Here is a 15,211-nt window from a genome sequence, read left to right as displayed (position 1 = left end):
CAAAAACACTTGGCCGGATTGACCAAAAAGTGGCGGCGATTATAGGCATATTCTGCCGTCGACGCCATGAACCTAAAGTCGTGCAGAACTTAGTCGTGCGCCTGATAGACCGGGTCGCTGGCCTGAAGTTGCCGCAACCTGCCCAACGGGTCCTGGCGGTAGAAAAGCTGCAGTTGCGCGTAGACCTGTGGATAAGTCTCGTGCAGCAGATCCGGGGCGCTGAAGAAGTATTCGCTGGTGACGGCGAAGAACTCGGCCGGGTTCTCGGCGGCGTAGGGATCGATGGCGGTTTCTGCGTCAGGATTGTCGTCGAGCTGGCGGTTGAGATCGTCGTAAGCCGTCTGCATCACGTCGGCCCAGTCGCTGACGCGCATGTCGGTGTGCAGCGGCGGCAGGCCGTTGGCGTCGCCGTTAAGCATATCGAGTTTGTGCGCCAGTTCGTGGATCACCAGGTTGTAGCCTTCCCAGCCACCACTGGCCATCACGCCCGGCCAAGCGAGGATGATCGGCCCCTGCTGCCAGGCTTCACCACTGTGTTCGCCATCCCATTCGTGCTCGACGCCACTGGCATCGCGGTGACGCTGTGGGCTGAGGAAGTCGTCGGGATAGAGAACGATTTCGTGAAAACCCTGATACCAGTTCAAATCGCCCAGATGCAAAAGCGGTAATTGCGCCTGGGCGGCGAGCAGCAGGCGTTGTTCCTGATGCAATTCGACGCCGGGCAGGGCGCTCAGGTGTTTGTCTTCGAGAAACAGCACACAGGCTTCGCGCAGCCACTGATCTTCAGCGGGCGTGATGCCATCAAGAAAGCTCAGGTGATGGCGCACCCGTTGCCACATCTCGTCGGCAATCGGGTGCCTGGCCAGAATCCGCCGGCGGCGCCAGGCGCTCAGCGACCACATCGGCTTAGTGCGATTGGACTTTAGTGCCGCCAAAACGGCTGCGCACCACGCCGATGATCATCGGAATCAGCGACAGCAGAATGATAGCGACCACCAGCAACGACAGGTTTTTCTTGATGAACGGTACGTTGCCGAAGAAGTAACCCAGGGTCACCAGCCCGCCCACCCAGAGGATGGTGCCCAGCACGCTGAAACCGAAGAAGCGCGGGTACGGCATCCGCGCTACACCGGCGACGAACGGTGCGAAAGTCCGGATGATCGGCAGGAATCGCGCCAGGGTCACGGTTTTGCCGCCGTGCTTGTCGTAGAAATCGTGGGTTTTTTGCAGATAGTCGCGGCGGAAGATTTTCGAGTTCGGGTTGCTGAACAGTTTTTCGCCAGCCGTTCGCCCGATGACGTAGTTGGTGCTGTCACCCAGGATCGCCGCGAGCATCAGCAGACCGCCCAACAGCACTGGGTCCATGCCGCCGCCGGCCGCAACAGCGCCGGCAATGAACAGCAGCGAATCGCCCGGCAGGAATGGCATCACCACCAGACCGGTTTCACAGAAAATCACCAGAAACAGGATGGCGTAGATCCACGGCCCGTAGTTGTTCACCAGCAAGTCGAGGTAAACGTCGAGATGCAGGATAAGGTCGAGCGGGTTGAAATCCATGGGGGCACCTGTATGGCGGCCCTACTCTGTGGGCCTGTGCGGATGACTTCGTGTAAGCCTACAGCGGGATGTAGTTTTTCTTACAAGCCGGAAAGATCGGGATTATACGGTTTGAATGATGACGCGCGTGTTGGTTTTGTAGCGGCGGATGTCGGGGTGTGAGGAATTGTCAGGGAAACAGCGCATATCGGGAGTTGGGAGAAGATCGTCCGGGCGCGCCCCGAACCTTCGGACGATCTTTTGACTTCAGAGCTCGTCGCTGATCGGCAGCACGTAGTTCTTGAACTCGGTGTCTTCCTTGAAGCCAATCGATTCGTAGGTTTTCTGCGCCACTTCGTTGTTGGCACTGGTGGAGACGCGCATGCGCACGGCCTGTGTTTCCTTGGCCATTTTCTTCGCGGTACGGATCAGGTTATCGGCGACCAGTTGTCGGCGGGCGTCTTCGGCGACGTAGATGTCGTTGAGGATCCACACGCGTTTGAGCGACAGCGAGGAGAAGCTCGGATACAGCTGACAGAAGCCCATCAGCTTTTTGTCGTCATCATCGGCCAGGGCCAGATAGATCACCGACTCTTTGCGGCGCAGGCGTTTTTCGAGAAACGCGCGGGAGGAATCCGGGTAAGGCAGGGAGCCGTAGAACTCGCGATATTTGACGAACAACGGAGTCAACAAATCCAGATGTTCGAGGGTCGCTTGAATAATCCGCATGATAGGTCTCGTCTTCAAGTGGCTGTCTTCAACTGCTCTGACGGCGATGGGAAACCCTGGCGGCCGTGCGTCGATCCTGCCTTAAACCAGCGCAGAAACGCAATGCGGAAACGGTTCAGGTTTGGGGCGGATGGAGTAGGAAGTTTCCTTTCATGTCCGCACCTGCGTCCGACTCCAGCGTCTGAACCTGTGCTTCGTCCTTCAGATTGACCCCCGACAGCTGTCGCCGGCAGGCTTCGCGCATCAGGTACAGCAAGCGATGGGCCGCCATGCCGTAGCTCAGGCCTTCAAGCCGCACGTTGGAAATGCAATTGCGATAAGCATCGGTCAATCCGATTTTTGGATTGTAGGTGAAATATAAACCGAGGCTGTCCGGGGAGCTGAGGCCCGGGCGTTCGCCGATCAGCATGACGACCATTTTTGCGCCGAGCAGTTGACCGATCTCATCACCGACGGCAACGCGACCCTGTTCCACCAGAACGAGGGGCGCAATCGACCAGCCGTCGCCGCCCATTTGCTCTTCCAGCCGGAGCAGAAACGGCTGGGTATGGCGATGCACCGCCAGCGCCGATAGACCGTCAGCCACGACAATCGCCAGATCGACGCCGCCCGGATGGGCCGCTGCGTAATCGCGCAAGGCCTGCGCTGACTCATCGCTGAGCTTGCGACCCAGGTCCGGGCGTTGCAGGTAGCTGTTGCGGTCCACCGCTGCGCTGTGCAAAAGCAGGCTTTCGCGCCCACGCTCACTCAGTTGCGCACTGAGCCCGGCATGATCGAACGGCAGATGCACCGCATCCCGCGCCTGAGCGTGGGCGTACTGGAAATCCAGTTGCGCACTGGTTGGCAGGCTGGTGCCGGTGCGGCCGAGGGCGATTCGCGCCGGGGTCAGGCGACGCAGTTCCAGCCATGGGTTTTGTGGGTCGACAGGCGGTTTATCCATCAGGCTCATCCCAGTTGCGCCAAGGCCTGGCGGAAGGCCGGCGGCAGGTTGTTGCCGAAGCGGACCTTGCCGTCCGCCTGGGTGAAGATGCCCATGTTCGCCAGCCACTGTTCAAATTCCGGCGCCGGTTTCAGGCCCAGGGTCTGGCGTGCGTAGAGCGCGTCGTGGAACGAGGTGGTCTGGTAGTTGAGCATGATGTCGTCGGAGCCGGGGATGCCCATGATGAAGTTGATCCCCGCCACACCGAGCAGGGTCAGCAGGGTGTCCATGTCGTCCTGATCGGCTTCGGCGTGGTTGGTGTAGCAGATGTCGCACCCCATCGGCACACCGAGCAACTTGCCGCAGAAGTGGTCTTCGAGGCCGGCGCGGATGATCTGTTTGCCGTTGTAGAGGTATTCCGGGCCGATAAATCCTACGACGGTGTTCACCAAAAACGGCTTGAAATGTCGCGCCACGGCGTAGGCTCTTGTCTCGCAGGTCTGTTGATCGACACCGTGGTGGGCGTTGGCCGACAAGGCGCTGCCTTGCCCTGTTTCAAAATACATCAGGTTTTGCCCGAGGGTGCCGCGGTTCAGGCTCAACCCGGCGTCGTAGCCTTCCTGCAACACATTGAGGTTGATGCCGAAACTGGCATTGGCCGCCTCGGTGCCGGCGATCGACTGGAACACCAGATCCAATGGCACGCCACGGTTGATCGCCTCGATCGAGGTGGTGACGTGGGTCAGCACGCAGGCCTGGGTCGGGATGTCGTAGCGCTGGATGATCGCGTCGAGCATTTCCAGCATCGCGCAAATCGAGGCGATGCTGTCGGTGGCCGGGTTGATGCCGATCATCGCGTCGCCATTGCCGTACAGCAGACCGTCGAGAATGCTCGCGGCGATGCCGGAGGGCTCGTCGGTGGGGTGATTGGGCTGCAGGCGCGTCGACAGGCGCCCGCGCAGACCGAGGGTGCCGCGAAACTTTGTGACCACGCGGATCTTCTGCGCCACCAGCACCAGATCCTGCACGCGCATGATCTTCGACACGGCGGCAACCATTTCCGGGGTCAGGCCGGGGGCGAGGGCGCGCAGGCTAGTTTCATCGGCGGCGTCGCTGAGCAGCCAGTCGCGAAAACCGCCGACGGTGAGGTGGCTGACCACGGCGAAGGCCGGTTTGTCGTGAGTGTCGATGATCAGCCGGGTGACTTCATCGGCTTCGTAGGGGATCAGCGCTTCCTGCAGGAAATGCGTCAGTGGAATGTCGGCCAGTGCCATTTGCGCGGCCACGCGCTCGCCGTCGTTGAGTGCGGCAACACCCGCGAGAAAGTCCCCGGAACGCGCCGGGCTGGCCTTGGCCATGACGTCCTTGAGGCTGTCGAAGCGGTAGGTCTGGGCGCCGACCGTGTGAGCGAAACTCGCCATACAGAATTCTCCGTGACGGCGCAGGTATGCCCCTGCGCCGTGGTTTTCGGCAGTCAGTGCAGGGCTTTTTCAGCGTTCTGAATCGCCGCGAATTCTTCTTCCGGCGTACCTGCTACCAAGTGATGTCGACTGTAGAAAGCAAAGTAAGCAATTAACACTCCATAGATGATAGCGGCACCGATCACCACCCGTGGATCGACGAGGAAACCCGCGATCACGGCGATGCAAGCCAGCACCAGCGCCACGCCGGAGGTGAAAATGCCGCCAGGCGTGCGGTACGGCCGATCCATTTTGGGGCGGCGGATGCGCAGCGTGATGTGCGCCGCCATCATCAGTACGTAGGAAATGGTCGCGCCGAACACCGCCACCAGAATCAGCAGGTCGCCCTGGCCGGTCAGCGACAGACCAAAGCCGATGATCCCTGGAATGATCAGGGCCAGCACGGGCGCCTTGCTTTTGTTGGTCTGGGAGAGTTTTCGTGGCAGGTAGCCTGCGCGGGACAAGGCGAAAATCTGCCGCGAGTAGGCATAGATGATCGAGAAGAAACTGGCGATCAACCCGGCCAGACCCACGAGATTGACGAAACTGCCCATCCAGGTCGAGCCGCCATAGGCTTTGCTCAGCGCTTCAACCAGCGGGTTGCCCGACGTCAGCAGCGAGTTGGCTCCCGCACCACCAGGCCCGACGATCAGGATCAGCAGGGCAAAGGCCAGCAGCACGAGCATGGCGCCGATGAGTCCACGTGGCAGGTCGCGTTTTGGGTTTTTGGTTTCTTCAGCGGCCAACGGAACGCCTTCAACGGCGAGGAAAAACCAGATTGCGTAGGGAATCGCCGCCCAGACGCCGACATAGCCGAACGGCAGGAAAGGGCTGGCGCCGGCAGCGCTGGTCACCGGGATGTCGAGCAGGTTGGCGACGTCGAAGTGCGGCACCATCGCCACCAGAAAAACGCCAAGCGCCAGAGCGGCGATGGCCGTGATGACGAACATCAACTTCAGCGCTTCGCCAACCCCGAAGATGTGGATGGCGATGAAGATGATGTAGAACGTCAGATAAATCATCCAGCCGCCGATGCCGAACAGTGACTCGCAATAAGCGCCGATGAACACCGCAATCGCCGCAGGTGCGATGGCGTATTCGATGAGGATCGCGGTACCGGTCAGGAAGCCGCCCCACGGGCCGAACGCGCTGCGGGCAAAGCCATAGCCGCCACCGGCGGTAGGAATCATTGAGGACAGTTCGGCCAGGGAAAAGCACATGCACAGATACATGGTGGCCATCAGCAAGGTCGCCAGGAACATCCCGCCCCAGCCGCCCTGCGCCAAGCCGAAGTTCCAGCCGGCATAGTCGCCTGAAATCACATAAGCAACGCCAAGCCCCACCAGCAGAACCCAGCCGGCGGCGCCTTTTTTCAATTCGCGTTGTTGGAAGTAGTCCGAGCCGACTTTTTCAAAGTCGACGGAAGAGCCGGTCGCCGGAGCGCCAGCAGGGGATTCGCCAGGCATAGGGTTCACCATTTTTATTGTTGTATTGGCCCGGCTGTTCCGTCAGGAACTGTCGGGTTGAATGGCACGCAGCTTTCGCGAGCAAGCTCGCTCCCACAGATTTCCGTGGTTAGCTCAACATTGAGATCTAATACAGATCCCTGTGGGAGCGAGCTTGCTCGCGAAAGCGGACGAGAGGGCGACACAGAAATATCTGTGTCGCCCAAGGGCTTTAGAAGAAACCCAGCGGATTGATGTCGTAGCTCACCAGCAGGTTTTTCGTCTGCTGATAGTGATCGAGCATCATTTTGTGGGTTTCACGACCAACGCCGGACTTCTTGTACCCGCCGAACGCGGCATGCGCCGGGTACAGGTGGTAGCAGTTGGTCCACACACGACCGGCCTTGATCGCCCGGCCCATGCGGTAGGCGCGGTTGATGTCGCGGGTCCACAGGCCGGCGCCGAGACCGAACTCGGTGTCGTTGGCGATGGCCAGGGCTTCGGCTTCGTCCTTGAACGTGGTGATGCTCACCACCGGGCCGAAGATTTCTTCCTGGAACACACGCATCTTGTTGGTGCCTTTGAGCAGGGTCGGCTGGATGTAATAGCCGGTCGACAGATTGCCCTCGAGTTTTTCCACTTTGCCGCCGGTCAGCAGCTCCGCGCCTTCGCCCTTGGCGATTTCCAGGTAGGACAGGATCTTGTCGAATTGCTGCTCGGACGCCTGGGCGCCAACCATGGTGTCGGTGTCCAGCGGATCGCCACGTTTGATTTGCAGGACTTTCTTCATCACCACGGCCATGAATTCGTCGTAGATCGATTCCTGAACCAGCGCACGAGACGGGCAAGTGCAGACTTCGCCCTGGTTGAAGAACGCCAGCACCAGACCTTCGGCGGCTTTTTCGATAAAGGTCGGCTCGGCCTGCATGATGTCTTCGAAGAAGATGTTCGGCGATTTGCCGCCCAGTTCCACGGTGGATGGGATGATGTTTTCGGCGGCGCATTTCATGATGTGCGAGCCAACCGGTGTCGAGCCGGTAAAGGCAATCTTGGCGATGCGTTTGCTGGTCGCCAGCGCTTCGCCGGCTTCTTTGCCGAAGCCCTGCACGACGTTCAGCACGCCCGGCGGCAGCAGGTCGCCGATCAGTTCGACCAGCACGGAAATACCCAGCGGAGTCTGCTCGGCAGGCTTGAGCACCACGCAGTTACCCGCCGCTAGCGCTGGCGCGAGTTTCCACGCGGCCATCAGGATCGGGAAGTTCCACGGAATGATCTGGCCGACCACGCCCAGTGGTTCATGGATGTGATAAGCAACGGTGTTGCCGTCGATTTCGGCAGCGCTGCCTTCCTGGGCGCGGATGCAACCGGCGTAGTAACGGAAGTGGTCGGCGGCTAGCGGGATGTCGGCGTTAAGGGTTTCGCGGATGGCTTTGCCGTTGTCCCAGGTTTCGGTGATCGCCAGCAGTTCGAGGTTCTGTTCGATACGGTCGGCGATTTTCAGCAGGACCAGCGAACGCGCCTGCACCGAGGTTGCACCCCAGGCGTCAGCGGCGGCGTGGGCGGCGTCCAGTGCCTTGTCGATGTCTTCGGCAGTGGAGCGGGGGAATTCGGCAATCGGTTGGCCATTGACTGGCGAGGTGTTGGTGAAGTACTGACCTTTGACAGGCGCGACGAACTCGCCGCCGATGTAGTTACCGTACTTGCTCTTGAACGAGACTTTGGCGCCTTCAGTACCGGGGTGAGCGTAACGCATGATGATGTTCTCCTTGGCTTTGTACTTATTAGAGAAACGCGCAAGTGCGCTTGCTATAAGCGTAGAGCAAAGGTCGGGCCACTGCCGTGCAGGTCAGGTAAATCAAGGCGTTGCGAGGTTTATGTCGGACGGGCGGATTACCACTGTTATGGTTTCGGTACAGATGGGAGGACAGTTTGTACCGCTTTTGGCACAGCCCGTGACCGGGCAGTCTGGCCAGCATTGCAATGGTGCAGCGGCAGGAGGATGCTCTGGGCATCATCGGTTTGATGGTCCCTACCGAAACCTGTAGGAGCTGCCGAAGGCTGCGATCTTTTGATTCTGCTTTTTTGCAGATCAAGATCAAAAGATCGCAGCCTTCTGCAGCTCCTACATGGGGAACGAGTCGACCTTTCGGGGAGAACAATAAGAAATGCACGACAACCATTTGAATCGCCATGCCCAACAGGTTCTTACCGCCACCCAAGGCAAACCGCACCTGCACGGGCCCGGAGCCGATCCGTCGATTGCCCGCTCATGGCTGCGCTGTCTTGAGGATTACCACCTCGACCCTGCCCTGAGCATGGCGCCTACCGTGCTCGAGCACGGGCGCGTTCTTGAAAGCCGAGAACGTCTGCAACAGGTGTTGCAGATTGCCGGCAATGAAATGAGCAGCCTGCATCAGCAACTCTCCGGCGCCGGACACGCGGTGCTGCTGACCGATGCCCGTGGGGTGATCCTCAACTGCGTCACCGCGCCGGCCGAACGGAAGATTTTTGAGCGTGCCGGCCTGTGGCTGGGCGCCGACTGGAGCGAAGCCTGTGAAGGCACCAATGGCATCGGCACCTGCCTGGTCGAGCGCCAGGCGCTGACCATTCATCAGGATGAACATTTCCGCGGGCGCCACACTGGCCTGACCTGCTCGGCGAGCCCGGTGTTCGATCCGCACGGCGAATTGCTGGCGGTACTTGATGTGTCCTCGGCACGTCACGACGTCTCGCGCCAAAGCCAGTTCCACACCATGGCACTGGTCAATCTGTCGGCGAAGATGATCGAGAGCTGCTACTTCCTGCGCTGTTTCGACAATCAATGGTTGCTGCGCTTTCATTTGCAGGCCGAGTCCGTCGGGCTGTTCAGCGAAGGGCTGCTGGCGTTTGATGGAGAAGGGCGGATCAGCGCAGTCAACCAGAGCGCGCTGAACCTGCTCGGGCATATTCGCGGCGGCTTGCTCGGTAAACCGGTCGAGGCGTTTTTCGATTGTTCGCTGGATGAGTTGCTCGGTCGTGCGAGCGCCAATGCCAGCGCCAGTTGGCCGTTACGCACCCGCGATGGGCGAAATCTGTTTGCCGTGTTGCGCGGCGAGTCGCGCAAAACGATACCGATCACGCCCGCGCCGGTCGTGGCGCAGGCTCCGCGTCTGTCGGGTATTTGCCTTGGCGACGCGGCGTTGCAGGCCGATTTTCGCAAAGCGCTGCGGGTGTTCGAACGTGATGTGCCGCTGTTGATCAATGGTGAAACGGGCTCCGGCAAAGAGGCTTTTGCCAAGGCTGTGCATCAGGCCAGTCAGCGCTCGAGCAAAGCCTTCGTAGCGCTCAATTGCGCGGCGATTCCCGAGAGCCTGATCGAAAGTGAGCTGTTCGGCTATCGTGGTGGCAGTTTTACCGGCGCACGCAAGGACGGTATGCGCGGCAAACTTCAGCAGGCCGATGGCGGCACATTGTTCCTTGATGAAATCGGCGACATGCCGCTGGCCTTGCAGACCCGTCTCTTGCGGGTGCTTGAGGACCGGCAAGTGGTGCCGATCGGCGGTGAGCCGGAAGCGGTCAACGTGCGGATCATCAGTGCGACTCACCGCAATCTTCTGGAGCGAGTGGAGAACGGCAGTTTCCGCGAGGATCTGTATTACCGGCTCAACGGCTTGGAAGTGGCGTTGCCGGCGTTGCGGGAGCGCAGTGATAAATCGCAGTTGCTGGATTTTCTGCTGGCCGAAGAGGCGGGCGGGGATGCGGTGGTGATTGATGAGCAGGCGCGTCAGGCGTTGCTGGCGTTCAACTGGCCGGGGAATGTGCGGCAGTTGCGCAATGTCCTGCGCACGCTGGCGGCTTTGTGTGATGAGGGGCGGATCGGGCTGGAGGATTTGCCGGTGATGATCCGGCAGGTGCGGCCGGCGGTAGAGTTGGCGGTTATGCAATCCGATCATCCGCTGGAGGATGCCGAGCGCTTGGCCTTGCTCAATGCTTTGGAGCAGACCCGTTGGCACATGACCCAAACCGCGCTGCAGCTCGGCGTCAGCCGGAACACCCTTTATAGAAAGCTGCGCAAACATGGGATTGAGCGGTGTGTCAGTTAGAAGGCCCTCACCCTAACCCTCTCCCTCCGGCAGAGGGCTGGGGTGGGTAGCAATCCTGGGCCATACCGAAATGTTGCGCCCAACCAATCCCGCCCCATCACCTAAAGAGTGCGATTTCCCCCTCCCTACGCTAACCTGCGGCCATGTTTTACGAGGTCGACTATGCACATTCATATTCTGGGTATCTGCGGGACTTTCATGGGCTCGATGGCGGTTCTGGCCAAAGAGCTGGGCCATCACGTGACCGGCTCCGACTCCAACGTCTATCCGCCGATGAGCACGCAGCTCGAGGCCCAAGGCATTCAGCTGACGCAGGGCTACGATCCAGCTCAGCTCGATCCGGCACCGGATCTGGTGGTGATCGGTAACGCCATGTCGCGCGGCAATCCGGCGGTGGAATATGTGCTGAACAAAGGCCTGCCGTACGTCTCTGGCCCGCAGTGGCTGGCTGATCACGTGCTGCAAGGTCGCTGGGTACTGGCTGTTGCCGGTACTCACGGCAAAACCACCACCAGCAGCATGCTCGCCTGGGTGCTGGAACATGCCGGCATGAGCCCGGGTTTCCTGATCGGTGGCGTGCCGCAGAACTTCTCGGTGTCCGCACGTCTGGGCGGTACGCCGTTTTTCGTGATCGAGGCCGACGAGTATGACAGCGCCTTCTTCGACAAGCGTTCGAAGTTCGTGCACTACCGCCCGCGCACCGCGATTCTCAACAACCTTGAGTTCGATCACGCGGACATCTTCCCCGATCTGCCGGCCATCGAGCGGCAATTCCACCATTTGGTGCGCACCATTCCGAGCGAAGGCCTGGTCATCCATCCGACCACCGAGCCTGCCTTGCAGCGGGTAATCGAGATGGGCTGCTGGACCCCGGTGCAAACCACCGGCGCTGGCGGTCAGTGGCAGGTGAAATTGCTCAGCGAAGACGGCTCGGCCTTTGAAGTGATGTTCGAAGGTGTGTCCCAAGGCACGGTCGAGTGGGAATTGACTGGCCAGCACAACGTCGCCAACGCCTTGGCTGCACTGGCGGCTGCGCGTCATGTTGGCGTGGTGCCATCGATGGGCATCGCCGGGTTGAGCGCGTTCAAGAACGTCAAACGCCGAATGGAGAAAGTCGCTGAAGTACGCGGCATCACCATCTACGACGACTTCGCCCATCACCCGACTGCGATCGCCACCACGCTTGATGGCCTGCGCAAGCGCATCGGTGATGCACCGTTGATCGCGATCATCGAACCACGCTCCAACTCGATGAAGCTCGGCGCGCACCGTGACGGTTTGCCGGACAGTGTGAACGATGCCGATCAGGTGATCTGGTACGCCCCGGCCAACCTTGGCTGGGATCTGGCCGCCACCGCTGCGCTGTGCAAAGTGCCATCGATTGTCAGCGAGACGCTGGAGGGCATCATCGAACGCGTGAAAAGCCAGGCTCAGCCCGGCACTCACGTGGTGATCATGAGCAACGGCGGTTTCGGCGGTCTGCACGGCAAACTCGCCGAGGCGCTGCAATGAACACTTTTTCGCAGAACGGCGGACCGGAACGCATCACGCTGGCGATGACCGGTGCTTCGGGCGCGCAGTACGGTTTGCGCCTGCTTGATTGTCTGGTGCGGGAAGATCGCGAGGTGCACTTCCTCATCTCCAAAGCCGCGCAACTGGTGATGGCCACCGAGACCGACGTCTCGCTGCCGCCCAAGCCGCAGATGATGCAGGCGTTCCTCACCGAATACACCGGGGCTGCCGCCGGGCAGATCCGCGTGTACGGCAAGGAAGACTGGATGTCGCCGGTGGCCTCGGGCTCCGGTGCGCCAGCGGCGATGGTGGTAGTGCCGTGCTCGACCGGGACGCTGTCGGCCATCGCCACGGGGGCCTGCAACAACCTGATCGAACGCGCTGCAGACGTCACCTTGAAGGAACGTCGCCAGTTGATTCTGGTGCCGCGCGAGGCGCCGTATTCGAGCATTCATCTGGAGCACATGCTCAAGCTGTCGAACATGGGCGTGACGATTCTGCCGGCCTCACCCGGTTTCTATCACCAGCCGCAGACCATCGATGACCTGATCGATTTCGTCGTCGCGCGGATTCTCAATCTGCTGGGCATTCCCCAGGACATGCTGCCGCGTTGGGGCGAGCATCATCTGAGCAGCGATGAATAAGCTGCTGGCGATTGTGCTGGCGCTGCAACTGGGCGGGTGCGCCACTGCGCGCACGCTGGACGCGGCCAAACCGGGGGCGCCGGTGGTGTATTCCGGGACACGGCTGGATTTGTATGCGTTGAATGGCGGGTGTTGTGCGATGGATCGATTCGGGGCTGAGGCGCCGAGTTATCCGGGGGTGGATCTGCCGGGGAGTGCTTTGCTCGATACGCTGTTGTTGCCGTTGTCATTGCTGACGGTGATAGGCGTGAGTTTTCAGGCGACTGGCGGGTTGTAAAGATCAAAAGATCGCAGCCTTCGGCAGCTCCTACAGGTTTCGATGTCGTTCACCAATACTGTGCTCGCTGAAGAACATTGTGGGAGCGGGCTTGCCCGCGAAGAGGCCGGCCCGGACACCACAACGTTATTTGCCCAACTTCCTCAGGTCATCCGACTCAATCACCCGCACCCCATCCTGCTCTTCCAGCGCCAACCGCCACATCGCCCGGGCCAGTTGGCACGCTTCGATCCCCCGGTATTTACCCGGAATCAACTTCGAAAACGGCGCAGCAAGCTGTTCGCCCAAGCGTGGCTCTGATCGTTCACCAAGCAACAGCGACGGCCGGCAAATGGTCAGTTGCGGCCAGTCTTGCGCGCGCAATGCCTGCTCCATTTCACCTTTGACCCGATTGTAGAAAACCGAGGATTTCGGATCGGCGCCGATGGCGCTGATCACGATCAGATGCCGCGCACCCATCTCCCGCGCGCGCTTGGCAAACGCCACTACCATGTCCAGATCGACGGCGCGAAACGCAGCTTCCGAGCCGGCCTGCTTGATGGTGGTGCCGAGGCAGCAATAGGCGATGTCGACGCGGCCGCTGAGCTGCGGCAGAAATGCCTGTGGGTCGCCGACCGGGTTTTCCAGGTGCGGATGTTCGGCCAGTGGCCGACGGGAAGGGGCGAGGACGCGAGAAATCGTTGGCTCGTTGAGCAAACGGTCGAGTAGATGTTCACCGGTCAAACCGGTGGCTCCGGCAAGCAATACGTGCTGAGGCGTCAAGTACATAGTGTCTCTCCCTTGATACTGTTCAGCTTAGTTGCTCTTTGTCGCTCCGTCGTTCAACGCAGCACTTTGCAAAGCTTTTCGCGCTTGCTGTTTACGCAGTTGCTGCCAGTGCGACAGCACGGTTTTCGGTGCCCAGATCTGCGGCTCCGAGGCTTCGAAATTGTCCGCCAGTTCACGCTCGGCGACGGTAGCCTTGGCCAGTTTGAAGGCTTGCTCCAGATCGTCGGTCTGGTTCAGTGCCTGGGCGAACAGCGCATCGCCGAAGTAGGTGAAGTTGGCTTCTTCGGAGCACCCGAAGGACACGCGGTCAGCGCGCGAGGCGGTCATGATCAGCGTGCGTTCGTCTTTCAGCGCCGGGATGAAGCCGCCGGAATAACACGCGGAAATCACGATGATCTTGTCGCGGTTTTTCAGCGGTGCGAGCACGGCGGCAAGTTCGTCGGCGGGCAGGTCGGCCAGTTCCATGCGCGGCTGGTCGAGCACCAGTTCGTGTTCGGCGGTGCCGTGACTGGTCAGGTAGATGAACAGCAAATCTTCCGGGCCGCTGCGTTCGGCTAGGGTCAGTGCAGCGCGGCGCAGGTTCTCGCGCGTGGCCATCGGCCGGTCGCCGAGGTGGTCGCGGTGGTTGACCAGACGGATCTGGCCATGCGCGCCGAAACGCGTATTGAGCATGTTGGCGACATAGTCGGATTCGCGCAGGAACACGCTCTGCTTGCCGTCGCCGCCGAGGGTCAGGGTGTACAGCTCGACCGCAGGCGTGGAGGGCGGAATCGCCGCCAATGCCTCATCAAGCAAACGGCCCTGAGCGAGCAAGCCGAGTTCGAGGGTGTCGGGCAGCAACTTGCCATCGGCGTCGCGCACGCGCTGGCCGTTGATCCAGGTGCCGCTCATTACGCTACCATCAGTCAGCACCAGTGTGCCGCGTCCGGCGTAACTGTCGTTGTCGAATCCGCCGATATAAAAGCTGCCATCGGACAGGTTCAAGCGCCCTTGGCCGCTGAAGCGCCAGTCGCTGAACGAACCGATGTAATGGCTGCCGTCAGCACCGATCAGTTCGCCCTTGCCGGTCAGCGCGCCTTCCTTGAATTGGCCCAGCCAGACGTCGCCGTCAGCGTTTTCGTAGCGGCCCTTACCGTGCAGTTGGTTATTCTTGAAGCCACCGACATAGATGTCGCCGTCAGCACTGTTGAACGTACCGTTGCCTTCAAGCTGACCGTTGACGAAATGACCGGTGAACGAGTTGCCGCTGGAATCACCGCGCTGGCCTTCGCCATTGGGTTTGCCGTGGGCGAACTGGCCTTGATAGGAGCTGCCGTCATCCATTTCGAGACGGCCGAGCCCGGAATATTGATCAGCCTTGAATTCGCCACGGTAGGTCATGGCGTTTTCTTTCAATGTACCTTCGCCGTCACGCCGGCCCTGTTTGAAGCCGCCGGTGTAACTGCTGGCATTGGTGGTCAGGCTGCCCTGACCGTCGAACAAACCCTGCTGGAACTGGCCGCGATAAATCTCGCCATTGCTGCCATGCCATTCGCCCTGCCCATGCCACTGCCCTTTGTCGAACTGCCCGGCGTACCAACTGCCGTTGGGATAGTCGACACGTCCCTGACCTTGCAGCAAGCCATCGACCAACTCGCCGCGATAGCGTCCGCCGTCCGGCAGGCGCGCATCCGGGGGCAACAGCGATTCGCCATCGCCGCAAGCGGCAAGCAACAGGGTCAAGGCAAGGGGTGCAAGACAAGCGAGTGAGCGCATAGCGGGATCCGGGCAATTAGGCGACCGAGTATGCCGCAGCTATGTGACCTTATACAGCCGCTGAAGGGGAGCGGATGCGAAACA

The 15,211-nt window shown here is 60.5% G+C and carries 13 protein-coding genes; 4 read left to right on the top strand and 9 right to left on the bottom strand.

Translation table 11 applies throughout. The features are described from left to right. Positions 1 to 89 precede the first annotated feature (89 nt). From ACA061_RS23600 to exaC, 7 genes are all read right to left on the bottom strand, one after another. Entirely contained in the window at positions 90 to 902 is an 813-nt protein-coding gene (locus tag ACA061_RS23600; protein ID WP_150602097.1) for a M90 family metallopeptidase, read from the bottom strand. A gap of 4 nt (positions 903 to 906) precedes the next feature. Continuing rightward, positions 907 to 1,557, bottom strand: a complete 651-nt coding sequence (locus ACA061_RS23595) for a DedA family protein (RefSeq protein WP_042561272.1) — start codon at positions 1,555 to 1,557, stop codon at positions 907 to 909. A gap of 246 nt (positions 1,558 to 1,803) precedes the next feature. After that, on the bottom strand, positions 1,804 to 2,265 hold the full coding sequence (locus tag ACA061_RS23590) for a GNAT family N-acetyltransferase (RefSeq protein ID WP_016773002.1): 462 nt from the start codon (positions 2,263 to 2,265) through the stop codon (positions 1,804 to 1,806). Between the two features lie 115 nt (positions 2,266 to 2,380). Continuing rightward, a complete protein-coding gene (gene eutC / locus ACA061_RS23585) occupies positions 2,381 to 3,208 on the bottom strand; it encodes an ethanolamine ammonia-lyase subunit EutC (protein ID WP_414704754.1) in 828 nt (275 codons plus the stop codon). A 2-nt stretch (positions 3,209 to 3,210) separates the two neighbouring features. Further along, on the bottom strand, positions 3,211 to 4,605 hold the full coding sequence (locus ACA061_RS23580; RefSeq protein WP_150595224.1) for an ethanolamine ammonia-lyase subunit EutB: 1,395 nt from the start codon (positions 4,603 to 4,605) through the stop codon (positions 3,211 to 3,213). A gap of 53 nt (positions 4,606 to 4,658) precedes the next feature. Beyond that, positions 4,659 to 6,110, bottom strand: coding sequence for an ethanolamine permease (eat, locus tag ACA061_RS23575; RefSeq protein WP_497300129.1), 1,452 nt, complete (start codon positions 6,108 to 6,110; stop codon positions 4,659 to 4,661). A gap of 211 nt (positions 6,111 to 6,321) precedes the next feature. Continuing rightward, positions 6,322 to 7,842: an acetaldehyde dehydrogenase ExaC gene (exaC, locus tag ACA061_RS23570; protein WP_042561269.1), complete on the bottom strand. Its 1,521-nt coding sequence runs from the start codon at positions 7,840 to 7,842 to the stop codon at positions 6,322 to 6,324. 412 nt (positions 7,843 to 8,254) lie between these two features. Between exaC and ACA061_RS23565 the strand changes: the two genes are divergently transcribed. The 4 genes from ACA061_RS23565 (at position 8,255) to ACA061_RS23550 (ending at position 12,604) form a co-directional block, all read left to right on the top strand. Beyond that, positions 8,255 to 10,171: a sigma-54-dependent Fis family transcriptional regulator gene (locus ACA061_RS23565; protein WP_497300128.1), complete on the top strand. Its 1,917-nt coding sequence runs from the start codon at positions 8,255 to 8,257 to the stop codon at positions 10,169 to 10,171. Between the two features lie 162 nt (positions 10,172 to 10,333). Further along, positions 10,334 to 11,683, top strand: coding sequence for a UDP-N-acetylmuramate:L-alanyl-gamma-D-glutamyl-meso-diaminopimelate ligase (gene mpl, locus ACA061_RS23560; protein WP_497300127.1), 1,350 nt, complete (start codon positions 10,334 to 10,336; stop codon positions 11,681 to 11,683). Then, positions 11,680 to 12,327 (top strand): flavin prenyltransferase UbiX, encoded by a 648-nt coding sequence (gene ubiX, locus ACA061_RS23555; RefSeq protein ID WP_150595227.1) that lies wholly within the window; start codon positions 11,680 to 11,682, stop codon positions 12,325 to 12,327. Before mpl ends, ubiX begins: the two co-directional genes overlap by 4 nt. Next, positions 12,320 to 12,604: a YceK/YidQ family lipoprotein gene (locus ACA061_RS23550; RefSeq protein ID WP_497300126.1), complete on the top strand. Its 285-nt coding sequence runs from the start codon at positions 12,320 to 12,322 to the stop codon at positions 12,602 to 12,604. Before ubiX ends, ACA061_RS23550 begins: the two co-directional genes overlap by 8 nt. A gap of 126 nt (positions 12,605 to 12,730) precedes the next feature. Here the strand turns inward: ACA061_RS23550 and ACA061_RS23545 are convergent, their stop codons facing one another. Continuing rightward, a complete protein-coding gene (locus ACA061_RS23545) occupies positions 12,731 to 13,372 on the bottom strand; it encodes an oxidoreductase (protein WP_150602103.1) in 642 nt (213 codons plus the stop codon). Between the two features lie 27 nt (positions 13,373 to 13,399). Further along, the gene (locus ACA061_RS23540) at positions 13,400 to 15,127 is read right to left on the bottom strand and encodes a C13 family peptidase (RefSeq protein WP_150602104.1); all 1,728 of its coding nucleotides are present in this window, start codon (positions 15,125 to 15,127) and stop codon (positions 13,400 to 13,402) included. Between the last annotated feature and the right edge of the window lie 84 nt (positions 15,128 to 15,211).

Source organism: Pseudomonas sp. LBUM1668, assembly GCF_059695715.1.
Note: the sequence above shows the minus strand (reverse complement) of the source record. Positions and strands in the feature narration are given on the sequence as shown.

What these genes read in the sequence shown, in the direction of transcription:
- ACA061_RS23600 (WP_150602097.1), bottom strand. Translation starts at nt 902, where the DNA reads ATGTGGTCGCTGAGCGCCTGGCGCCGCCGGCGGATTCTGGCCAGGCAC.
- ACA061_RS23595 (WP_042561272.1), bottom strand. Translation starts at nt 1,557, where the DNA reads ATGGATTTCAACCCGCTCGACCTTATCCTGCATCTCGACGTTTACCTC.
- ACA061_RS23590 (WP_016773002.1), bottom strand. Translation starts at nt 2,265, where the DNA reads ATGCGGATTATTCAAGCGACCCTCGAACATCTGGATTTGTTGACTCCG.
- ACA061_RS23580 (WP_150595224.1), bottom strand. Translation starts at nt 4,605, where the DNA reads ATGGCGAGTTTCGCTCACACGGTCGGCGCCCAGACCTACCGCTTCGAC.
- eat (WP_497300129.1), bottom strand. Translation starts at nt 6,110, where the DNA reads ATGCCTGGCGAATCCCCTGCTGGCGCTCCGGCGACCGGCTCTTCCGTC.
- exaC (WP_042561269.1), bottom strand. Translation starts at nt 7,842, where the DNA reads ATGCGTTACGCTCACCCCGGTACTGAAGGCGCCAAAGTCTCGTTCAAG.
- ACA061_RS23565 (WP_497300128.1), top strand. Translation starts at nt 8,255, where the DNA reads ATGCACGACAACCATTTGAATCGCCATGCCCAACAGGTTCTTACCGCC.
- mpl (WP_497300127.1), top strand. Translation starts at nt 10,334, where the DNA reads ATGCACATTCATATTCTGGGTATCTGCGGGACTTTCATGGGCTCGATG.
- ubiX (WP_150595227.1), top strand. Translation starts at nt 11,680, where the DNA reads ATGAACACTTTTTCGCAGAACGGCGGACCGGAACGCATCACGCTGGCG.
- ACA061_RS23550 (WP_497300126.1), top strand. Translation starts at nt 12,320, where the DNA reads ATGAATAAGCTGCTGGCGATTGTGCTGGCGCTGCAACTGGGCGGGTGC.
- ACA061_RS23545 (WP_150602103.1), bottom strand. Translation starts at nt 13,372, where the DNA reads ATGTACTTGACGCCTCAGCACGTATTGCTTGCCGGAGCCACCGGTTTG.
- ACA061_RS23540 (WP_150602104.1), bottom strand. Translation starts at nt 15,127, where the DNA reads ATGCGCTCACTCGCTTGTCTTGCACCCCTTGCCTTGACCCTGTTGCTT.